We start from the raw sequence: 9,791 nt of genomic DNA, 5'->3' as shown, positions 1-9,791 counted from the left end.
TCATCATCGTCGTCATCGGCCGGGTTATCTGAATCATCATCATCGATATCGTCATCACCTGCGTCGCCGTCCATATCGCCCAACCGAACATTGTCGGCATCATTGCCGCAACTCGGGCAAATGGCTACTAATATTATAGCAATAAGCCAACTTCGCCGTATGGGCGTTTTGGGAAATACACAGAAGCGCATTATTAACCGCTCTCGAATATAAATATGTCTTGCTGTTAATATACATAATTGTTTCGCATGTGTAAATACCAGCGCTATATGGCGTATTCAAGCAGAAGGCAGACAGACTACTCGCTCTCCGTCTCTTCGGGTGCGTGGGAGATGTCGGAGATGCCGATGCCGGCTTTGGCCATGAAGAACAGGCCGCTGAGGGTTTGGGGCAGGTAGTTCACCGCGTGGACCACCACGGCGATGCCCGCGGCTTTTTCCGGGGTCACGGGCACGGCGGTCATGGCGGTCACGGCCACCAGCGAAATGCCCACCGCGTAGTGGTAGGTCCCCACGTATCCCGGGCTGGCCGGAATCATGATCGCAAAAATCACCGCCACGAGCACGAACGAAGCCTGGCGGAAGTCCAGCAGCACGTCGAACGCGGCCACCGAGGCGTGGACCACGAACACCGAGAAGACCCACAGCAGCACCGAGGTCAGCAGCAGCAGAAAAACCTCGAGCGGCTTTGTCGGGTGGACAAAGCCCCCGATGAAGTGCCGCAGCAGTTCGGCGAGCTTATCGCGCAGGCGTTGGCTGAACGGCTTCAGCGGCCAGAGCAGCACGCGGATCGTCTGCTCGGTGCGGCGCTTGAGCCCCCAGAGCACGCCGATGGTGAACGCCAGCCCCGCCACGTAGCCCACGGCCATGATCAGCTTCAGGCTCTCCTGGGTCGGCGTAAACTCGAATCGGGTGCCCGCCAAAATCGGCTTGGTGAACACTTGGTCGAACCAGGGGAATTCGTAGAAAAACAGCAGCACGATCACCATGCCGAACAACGTGAACGTATCGTAGAGCCGTTCGGTAACCACCGAGCTGAAGCTCTTGGTGACCGGCAGCCCCCCGCGCTTGCCCAGGTAGTAGGCCTTGGCCAGCTCGCCCATGCGCGCGGGCAGGATGTTGTTGGTGGCGAATCCGATGCAGGTCGACTCGAACAGAATCCAGGCGCGCACGTCCTTGATCGGCTTGACCAGCAGCTTCCAGCGGTAGCCGCGCAAATACAGCAGCGGGAAGAGCAGCGCGATGTTCATCGCGACCAGCAGCCAGTCGGCCTGGGCCATCTCGTGACCGATCTCGCTTAAATCGGTGCTCCGGAGAAACAGGTAGATAAACAGTGCGCTGACGCTGATGCTCAGCCAGAACTTCCAGCTTTTTAAAAAGCGCACGGGTCGACCTTGATCAGCATTTTCCGGGCCTGTTTCTCGTCTTGCCGGATGCGTTCGATCAGCTCTTCCTTTGTGGAGAACGTCAGTTCCTCGCGCAGTCGCTCGATGAAGTGTACGCGGATTTCCCGGCCCAGGATATCGCGGTCAAAGTCGATGATCCAGGTCTCGACCCGCGGCGGGATCTCGTGGTGGTGAAACGTCGGGTTGTCACCGACGTTGGTCAGCGCGGCAAAGCGCTCGCCGCCGTACTCAACACAGGTCAGGTACACACCCTGGGCTGGGATCAACTCGCGCTGCACCGAGAGGTTGGCCGTGGGAAAACCCAGCTGCGCGCCGCCGCGCCCGTCGCCGGGCACCACCTCGCCGACCAGGCTGAACGGCCCGCCCAGCAGTTGCCGCACCAGCGCGACCTCGCCACGGATAATCGCCTTGCGGATGCGCGAGGACGACACCGGCTCGCCCTGGATCTGCAACGCCGGGACCCGCTCTACGCTGAACCCGAACTCCTCGCCGATGCGGCTCAGGTGCTCGAACGATCCGTCACGGCCGCGGCCGAACGTGAAGTCGTGCCCCACCACCAGGTGCCGAATATCGAGCACGCCTCGCAGAAAGTCGCGGCAATAGTCGAACGCCGAAGTGCTGCGCAGACTATCGTCGAAAGTCTGGATCACCAGCGCGTCCACGCCCAGGGCCTCGATCCCCTGCACGCGTTCGGAGTAGGGATAGATCAGCCGCAGGTGCTTCTCGGGGCGCAGGAACTTGACCGGATGCGGCTCAAAGGTGATTGCCACACACGGCGCATTGCGCTGTTTGGCCTCGGCCAGCGCGCGGTCAAACACTACGCGATGACCCAGGTGAACGCCGTCGAAATTGCCGATGGTCACCACGGACGAACGCAGGTCGCCGGCGTCGAGCGGATCGCGCAGCAGCCTCATCGAGCAGCCCTCGATATTGATTTATCGGGCTTTATCCGTGCTGTTTCCACGGGCCTCCCGGGATGTGAATCGTGTGGAAAATCGTGCGCGGATGATAGCCCGCGCCCCTGGGGTGGTCAAGGCAAAGGCTCGTGGGTAGACTAGCCCGCAGTGTTCCACTCAACATATTGACAGCGGATTATCGATGCAGATCGTTCCCCCTTCGTTCGAGATTTTGACTCCCCTGGCGCAGATCGCCGACTACTTGCGCCAGATCGAGGCTGCGGGCCGCACCTGCTACAAGAGCGAGGCGCGCATGGACGATGATTCCGCCGCTCCGTTCGTGCGCCGCCTGGTGCGCGCCGGTCACCAGTCGGTGATCGAGCACTGCGCGATCACCGTGCGCATCGTCTGCGACCGCTCGACCAGCCACCAGCTGGTGCGCCATCGGCTGGGCTCGTTCAGCCAGGAAAGCCAGCGCTACGTGGACTACGGCAAACGCGAGCCCGAGGCGATCGTGCCGCCGCGCATTGCAGACGATCCCGCGGCCCAAAGCGTATGGCGCCAAAGCGTGGAAGGGGCCTACAAAAGCTACCTGCAACTACGCGAGCTTGGGGTGCCCGCCGAGGACGCGCGTTCGGTGTTGCCCAACGCGCTAAAGACCGAGGTCGTGGCCACGTTCAACCTGCGCCAGTGGCGTCACGTGTTCCAGGAACGCGCCCTCAACCGCCGCGCCCAATGGGAGATCCGCGATTTGTTCATGCAAATCTTCGAGCGCTTCTGCGAGCTGCTGCCCGACGTGTTCGGCGATCTGGTCGAGGATCCTCAGCCGGAGGTCTGAGCCTATTTGTGCTGCTCCTCGCGCAGGAAGCGCACCAGGCTCTCGGACTTGAGCACGATATAGAACAGCATCGCCTGGCTGGCGATGGCCAGGCCTACGGCGCGATGCAGCACGTCGTCGGTTGAGATACGCACTACGGTGAAGGCCAGAAACGGCACGGCCAGGGGAACCAGCAGCCCGGCCAGCCTGCGGCCGGTGGACTCGACCACCTCGGGGCGGCCCAGAATGCGCTCGGGGATGATCACCTGGAACTCGACGATCACGTAGGCGCAAAACATCATGGTGATCGCGGACAGCTCGTAGAGCACCTGCCCGATCGGCTGCCCGCGCAGCAGCGTGATCCCGAGAAACAGCAGGTACAGCGCGCCGAACGCCGCGGCCTTGATCGCCAGGTATCTGCGAAAGGTCTTGACTTGCATCTCACCACCTTGCCTTGTGTTCCTCGGCCCAGCCGATCAGGTCCTTGACTTTGATTTTTTTACCCGCCTCGTCGATCACGAATCCCTCGTAGCGGCCGAACATCTGATGGGTGCGCGTGGCCAGCAGCCCCAGGTTGAGGTTTTCGCCGCGGTCGACAAACGGCTTGAGCGTCAGATCGAGCCTACCGTCGGCCTCGGTGAAGCGCCAGGGGAGCATGTAGTTGGAGTTGTCGTACTCGATGTCGACCCAGCCCAGCTTGTGCATCGTGCCGTTGATGAAAAAGCAGTTCTCCGTGGCCGCGCTCAGGTCGCCGAAGCCCGAGCCCAGGTTGAGCCCGATGGTGGTGTTCTTGGATAAAAAGCCCGAGGCGCTGGCCCAGTTCCAGAACGTCGAGTACTCCCAGACCCCGCGGCCCCAGTCGAGTGTGGCCAGGGCCTGGTCGGGCTGAAACTCGATGCGCTCGCGGCCCAATGTCAGCTCTCCGCTGGTGGGCATGCAGTTAATCTTCTGGTTGTAGTAGAAGCGCCGCTCGCCGATGGGCGTGACCATCACGATGCTCTCGAACTGCTCGGGTTGCTCGATGCTCAGCTCGGCGTGCAGCGGCTTGTTGTCCTTGAAACGTCGCCAATCGACCTTGATCTCGCGGCGGCCGACCTTGCGCAGCATCTCGATCGAGACCCCAGGCCAGCGAAAGCGGATGTCGCCGTTCTCGCTCGAGCGGGGCATGGTGCAGCCCAATCCCAAGGGCGTGACCGCCTGGGCGTGGTCTATCCGCAGGCTCTCGAAGTCGATCATGTAGGCAAAGACCAGACCGATGTAGCCGATGTTGGCCACGGTCACCGAGAAAAAGCATTGGGGAGTGGTCACGGCGTAGTAGTCCCACTCCTTGAGCCGCAGCCGGTTCAGCGGCCCCAGCCTCAGGGCCCGCACGTTCTCCGGGTTGTAGTGCAACAGCGGCCGGCGCGCGTATCCACGCTGTTTAAGCCGCCCGTCCTTGTCCAGCAACTGGTCCGAATTGGTGATCTCATGCTGCATTTCAACCTCCTAGTGCAAGACCGATCAGGATCAGCAGCAGCATGCCGCCGCATGCAATTCCGTTGAAGATCAGTCCCATTATGGCAAAGATCTTTTTACGCTCGCGTTGAAGCACACCGACCAGACCGAGCACGGCGCCGATTCCGAACAACATCACGTCGCAGCACACGCCGAACCCCACGGCGATGGTCTCGGGCGCGTCCGTGTCCATACCGCCGGGCGCGGAGGTCTCCATTACGCCTGCGATCAGTATCACGAAAGCCATCGAGATCCCGGCAAGCAGGGCGATGATAAACGAGGCGATACCCGGGCCCGAATGCCGCAGCTCGGGAATCGCAGGACCTGGAATCGGCGCGTATCCTCCAAGGCGTTGCTGGTCGTACATCGCCCCTCCCTAAAGAACGCTCAGGTAATTTCGTCCGAGATTATCAGAAAGCACGGCAATCCAGAACCATCTCCAACCGTGCGCGACGCATCCCCACAGCGATGGCGGGCTTGACTGCCTGCTGGGGCCGACCGTATTTTGCCAAGCAAGATGTCCCGAATCCACGACCGCCACCTGGGAGGGCTCTGGCGCCGAGTATGGCGCGCGGGCCTGGCGCTGACCCTCGGCACGCCGCTGATCGGCTGGGCCGCCCTGACCAACCCGCGTGCTGCGGCGGTAGTGGCCGCGGCCGTGGTGCTCCCGGCGTTGATCCTGCCGCGTCCGCGCAGCCTGCTCGCCGCGATCAACATGATCGCCGGACTCGGCCTGCTGCTGGTGGGGCTGGGCTTTTATCTCACCGCCAGCCGCATGGCCCTGGGCATTGCCCCGCGGCTGGCCGTGTTGCTGTTGTTGCTGGCGCCGGTCAACTGGGCGATGCTGCGCGCGCCCCTGCTCGGCCGACTGTTCGCGGCGGGCTACACGGCCCTGGCCCTGCTGCCCGCGCTGCTAATCGGCCGCCTTGGTCTTACTCTCGACCTATTGCTGGTCGCCGTGCTGTTCGTCGGGGTATTCCTGGCCCTGGGCGCGGCCTGGAAACCCGGACGCGCCGCGGCCTGGGCCGTGGGCTGGCTGCTGATCGGCCAGTACGCGATCCTCGGTTCGTTCTACATTGCCACCTGGCCCGCGCCCGAGGATTCGCTGCGTCCGGCCGTGCGAATGTTGATCGGCTACCAGGGCGGCGATTTGCCCGGGCATCTGCGTTTTGCCGTGCCCGGCTGCGACGAGCACACGCTATGGATCGGCGCACGCTCCGAGCTGGGCTCCAGCACGCTGCTGGCCCTGGACCCGGAGAGCCCCGGTGTGCTGCGGCGGATCGCGGTCAACGGCACGTTGTCGGACAACCTGCTGGCAATCTGCGAGTCGCTGGATGAACAACGGCCGCGACTGCTGGCTGGCGACCTGCGCGACTGTGCGCTGCTCGAGCTCGATGTTCACAATGGAAACTTGTTGCGCAAGACGCCGCTGAACGGCGTGCGCACCGGACTGCTGCGACGCGATCCGCACAACGGCAAGCTGTTCATGGCCCAAGATCTGAGCTCGGCCGTGCTGGCCCTGGACCCTGACGGCGCGCTACTGGCACAAGTCGAGCTGGGCCAGCAGACCCTGGACATCGCCCTGGACGCCGAGCGCAACACGGTCTGGCAGACCGGCGAGGAGGGTAAGCTGACCAGCTTTGGCACCGAGGCGCCGTTCAACGTCGGGCAATGTTGGGACCTCGAGGGCCTGACGCGCGAAGGCTTTTACGGCGACGCCACGCCCTGCTCCGAGCGCACTGGCCTACAGCGACTCGATCGTTACCAACTGCTGGTCGCGGACGGCTCGCTATTCGTCTCGCGGATGTTCACCGGTACCCTGACCGAGATTGACTTGTCGCAAGACGTTCCGCGCGCCGTGGCGCGGGTCGATCTCGAGCGCGGTCTGCGCCATCTGGCGTATTCAGCCGGGCCCGAGAAACGGCTGATCGCGGCGAACTTCCTCAGCGGCCGCATCGTGGTGCTCGACCGCAAGCTGCTGCCCGTGGCCTCCTATCGCCTGGGGCCGCGCGCGCGCTGGGTCTCGACCGACGAACGCGGCAACGCCTACGTCACCAGCGGCGCAGGGGTCTTTCGCATCAAGCTCTCCAATACTGTGAATCCCGAATTTCAGCCTACGGATTAGGCTCGCACAGTCCGCCCAACGTAAGGCCACGATCCGCCCCGTAAGCGAGGGAGAGAGAGCGGCGCGGCCTGTGGAATTACGACCAGCGTGCTGCGCGAGTTTTTGCGGCGGCTCAAAGCCGCCTCAAAGGTGCCCGGCTCAAAGCCGGGCGCGGAGCAGTCGCTGCCGGTTGTCCTCGATCCAGCGCCGGACCTCGGCGTTGCGCGTGCGCTCTTCGCCGCGGCGCAGCAGCAGATAGCCGTCCTCAAAGCGCACCACGCCGTAGTAGCGCGGATCGAGCATCAGCAGCGTGCGCTGGACCAGCTCGGCGCGGCTGAGGTAGATCGCCGGCGCATAGAGGTCGATCAACGCCCAGTTCTGAAACGCCAACTCGTCCTGGCCGGAGAACAGCAGTTGGCGTTTGCCGTGACGCCAGGCGCGAAAGTAGAACGTGTCGGACATCAGCGCTGGGTCGTCCTCGGGCACCTGGGCGAGAAACTCCCAACCCAGCCGCGCCCGCGGCGTCTGGGCATAAGCCTCACGGTTGAACTGCGGGGTCAGCGGCGCGGGACCGAAGATCGCGGGCGTGAACATCACGTGTACGGCCAGCGCCAGAACTATTATTGATCCGGCGAGCAGCGGCGCGGCCCTGGGGCCCAAGCGTGCGGCCATCCGCTTGTGCAGCCGGATCGCGCCGACCACCGCCGCTGCGGAGAAGAACGGCAGCAGCACGCGGTAGTGGGTGATCCACAGCGAGACCACGGAGTCCGGATCGAAACACAATTCGCGGCGCGGTCGATCGGCCAGCGCGCCGCTGGTGGTCAGCAGCACCATCGCCAACGAGACCAGAGTCGGCACCAGCAGGCCCGGCGCGATCAGCGGCAGAAACAACAGCCCGAGCAGCAGCGGCAGATGACGCAGATTGTCAGCGCTGAATACGTCGAACAGTGGATCGAACGTTGCTCCCGTTCCCAAATGCAGATCGCCCCAGGCCATGCCGGCGTTGGGCGAGAGCAGCAGCGCAGAGAACGCCAGGGTGGCGGCCAGGGCCACGCCGCCGACCAGCATCGCGCGCCTGCCAAACGGCCGCGAACGTTCGCGCCAGCGCATCCACACGCCCCACAGCAACAGCGCGGGGATGAAGTCGATGCGGCACATGGCCAGCAGCACCGCGGCCACGGTGAACGCGCGCATTCGTCCCGAGTAGCGGTAGAGCAACATCGCGGGCACCAGAGCCATGCCCTCGGCTCCGGGCACCACTCCGGCCAAGCACAGCAGCGCAGTATAGGGGTTGAGCAGCACCAGCAGCTCGCAGGCCAGTCCGACCAAGCCCGAGCCGCTGAGCCTGCGCCCCAGGGCAAAACAGAACAGCCCGCCCAGAGCGGTCCACAGCGGACCGTGGGCCAGCAGCGGCAGCGGATGATTGAAAATCGCCAGCGGTACGATCCAGAGGAAGGTCAGCGGCTGGATCATCCAGACCACGCCGCGCCACCAGTAGCCCGAAATGCCCGAGACGTCGAGCATATCGCCCATCATCCAGGCCAGGCTCGCCGCGTCGAGCAACGCCGGATCGAAGGTCGTCCACTTGGCCGCCAGCAGCGCGAAATAGACAATCGCGTGCGCCGCTGCGATCAGACAGGCGACGATTAGACAGCGGTCCGGGAAGCGCACAGGTCGTGCCGTTGGTGCGCGGTGCGTCATGCACGAAGAATATGCGGGCCCCGCAATCAAGGTCAACCATCCTGATATTTCGTGCGCTCGATATGTATAATGCCCCTCTGATGAACAACTCGATGCGCACCCCCTGCCCCGAATGCGGCCGAGTGCTCGACGGCGAACGGTTCGAGCGCGACGGCGCGCTGTACGTCCGCCGCCAGTGCCCGGAGCACGGCGAGCAAATCGTACGCCTGAGCTCGGACGCAGATCTATACCGTCGCAGCGAGGCGGCCTCGGTGAGTGAGCGACTGCCCGCGGGCGACCTGCGGCCGTTCTGGGGCACTGCCTCGCGCTTCATCACCACCTTGGCCCTGGACGTAACCAACCGTTGCAACCTGAACTGCCCGATCTGTTTCGCCGACGCCAACGCCGAGGTGATCGAGCCGACGTTGGAGGAACTGGAACGGATCGTACCCCAGGCGCCGGCCAAGGGCTTTCGGCCCAACCTGGCGCTGGTCGGCGGCGAGTCGACGGTCAGGCCCGACCTGCCGCAGATCGTCGAGCTGGTGCGCGCCAAGGGCTACGAGCCGCGGCTGAACTCCAACGGCTTGGCGCTGAGCGACGAGGGGTTGCTGCGCGAGCTGCGGCGCGCAGGGCTGCGCTGGGTGATCCTGCAGATCGACGGGCTCGACCCCGAGATCTCGATCAAGTTCCGCGGACGCGACCTGACCGCGCACAAGGACCGCGTGCTCGAACTGCTCGAACGCCACGGCTTCCTGGTGCACTTCGCGATGATGGTGGTCAAGGGGACCAACGACGATCAGGTCGGCGCGATCCTGCGCCGGGCAATGGACCTGCCGCACGTGCGCCGCGTCAGCTTCTATCCGCAGTCCGTGGTGGGACGGCTCGACGAGCACAGCGAGCGCACCGACGCCGCGGACGTGCTGCGCGCCATCGAGCGCACCACCGACGGCCAGGTCACGCCCGAGGACGTGCTGCGCTTCAAGGAGATGACACGGCGCGCCTTTGCACTCACGCACCACCCGCTGCTGCGACCGCGTCCGTGCATCTTCCCGTTCATCTTGCAAAACCAAGGCGGCCGACTGCTGCCGATCTCTCGGTTGTTCCAGGCGCGCTACGGCCTGAGCCATCCGGGGCAATGGCTGCGGTTGCTGGCGCAGTTGCCGGGGTTGGCGCGTTACGACGGCGGCGACTTCTCATCGGACCTGCTGATCTGCAACATCGAGAAGTTTTACGACAACGACGCTTTCGACCTTGATGCCGGGCTGAACTGCCACCACGTCTACCTCGAGGGACGCGGCGCGTTCCCGTTTTGCTACTACAACAGCTTCGTGCGGCCCGGCGGAAGCTGGCCCATGGGCTGTTAGCGCCCCGCCCTTGCCGTCGCTGTAAACAACA

At 64.0% G+C, this 9,791-nt stretch carries 10 protein-coding genes; 3 read left to right on the top strand and 7 right to left on the bottom strand.

Annotated elements, in window-relative coordinates; translation table 11 throughout:
- From P9M14_03995 to P9M14_03985, 3 genes are all read right to left on the bottom strand, one after another.
- A partial coding sequence (locus tag P9M14_03995) for a hypothetical protein (GenBank protein MDP8254888.1) occupies positions 1-191 on the bottom strand: 191 nt, incomplete at its 3' end.
- 107 nt (positions 192-298) lie between these two features.
- Positions 299-1,384 (bottom strand): lysylphosphatidylglycerol synthase transmembrane domain-containing protein, encoded by a 1,086-nt coding sequence (locus P9M14_03990; GenBank protein ID MDP8254887.1) that lies wholly within the window; start codon positions 1,382-1,384, stop codon positions 299-301.
- Positions 1,372-2,319: a bifunctional riboflavin kinase/FAD synthetase gene (locus P9M14_03985; GenBank protein ID MDP8254886.1), complete on the bottom strand. Its 948-nt coding sequence runs from the start codon at positions 2,317-2,319 to the stop codon at positions 1,372-1,374. Before P9M14_03985 ends, P9M14_03990 begins: the two co-directional genes overlap by 13 nt.
- Before the next feature lie 184 nt (positions 2,320-2,503).
- Between P9M14_03985 and thyX the strand changes: the two genes are divergently transcribed.
- Complete coding sequence (gene thyX, locus P9M14_03980; GenBank protein MDP8254885.1) at positions 2,504-3,139, top strand: FAD-dependent thymidylate synthase; 636 nt, start codon at positions 2,504-2,506, stop codon at positions 3,137-3,139.
- Positions 3,140-3,141: 2 nt separating this feature from the next.
- Here thyX and P9M14_03975 read toward each other — a convergent pair whose 3' ends face one another.
- Genes P9M14_03975 through P9M14_03965 form a run of 3 tightly spaced genes read right to left on the bottom strand, consistent with a single transcriptional unit; the run spans position 3,142 to position 4,979 of the window.
- Positions 3,142-3,558, bottom strand: coding sequence for a hypothetical protein (locus P9M14_03975; protein MDP8254884.1), 417 nt, complete (start codon positions 3,556-3,558; stop codon positions 3,142-3,144).
- A gap of 1 nt (position 3,559) precedes the next feature.
- On the bottom strand, positions 3,560-4,594 hold the full coding sequence (locus P9M14_03970) for a DUF2804 domain-containing protein (protein MDP8254883.1): 1,035 nt from the start codon (positions 4,592-4,594) through the stop codon (positions 3,560-3,562).
- Between the two features lies 1 nt (position 4,595).
- A complete protein-coding gene (locus P9M14_03965; GenBank protein ID MDP8254882.1) occupies positions 4,596-4,979 on the bottom strand; it encodes a hypothetical protein in 384 nt (127 codons plus the stop codon).
- A 150-nt stretch (positions 4,980-5,129) separates the two neighbouring features.
- On the opposite strand from P9M14_03965, the gene P9M14_03960 reads away from it, so the two are divergent.
- Entirely contained in the window at positions 5,130-6,737 is a 1,608-nt protein-coding gene (locus tag P9M14_03960) for a hypothetical protein (protein ID MDP8254881.1), read from the top strand.
- Between the two features lie 138 nt (positions 6,738-6,875).
- On the opposite strand, the gene P9M14_03955 is transcribed toward P9M14_03960, so the two are convergent.
- Entirely contained in the window at positions 6,876-8,417 is a 1,542-nt protein-coding gene (locus tag P9M14_03955) for a hypothetical protein (protein MDP8254880.1), read from the bottom strand.
- Positions 8,418-8,497: 80 nt separating this feature from the next.
- Between P9M14_03955 and P9M14_03950 the strand changes: the two genes are divergently transcribed.
- Positions 8,498-9,760 carry a radical SAM protein gene (locus P9M14_03950; protein MDP8254879.1) on the top strand — a complete coding sequence of 421 codons (1,263 nt, stop codon included), beginning with the start codon at positions 8,498-8,500 and terminating at the stop codon, positions 9,758-9,760.
- Positions 9,761-9,791 lie beyond the last annotated feature (31 nt).

The organism is Candidatus Alcyoniella australis, from assembly GCA_030765605.1.
GTDB classification, from domain to species: Bacteria; Lernaellota; Lernaellaia; order JAVCCG01; family Alcyoniellaceae; genus Alcyoniella; species Alcyoniella australis.
This window is presented reverse-complemented; position numbering and strand designations above follow the sequence as displayed.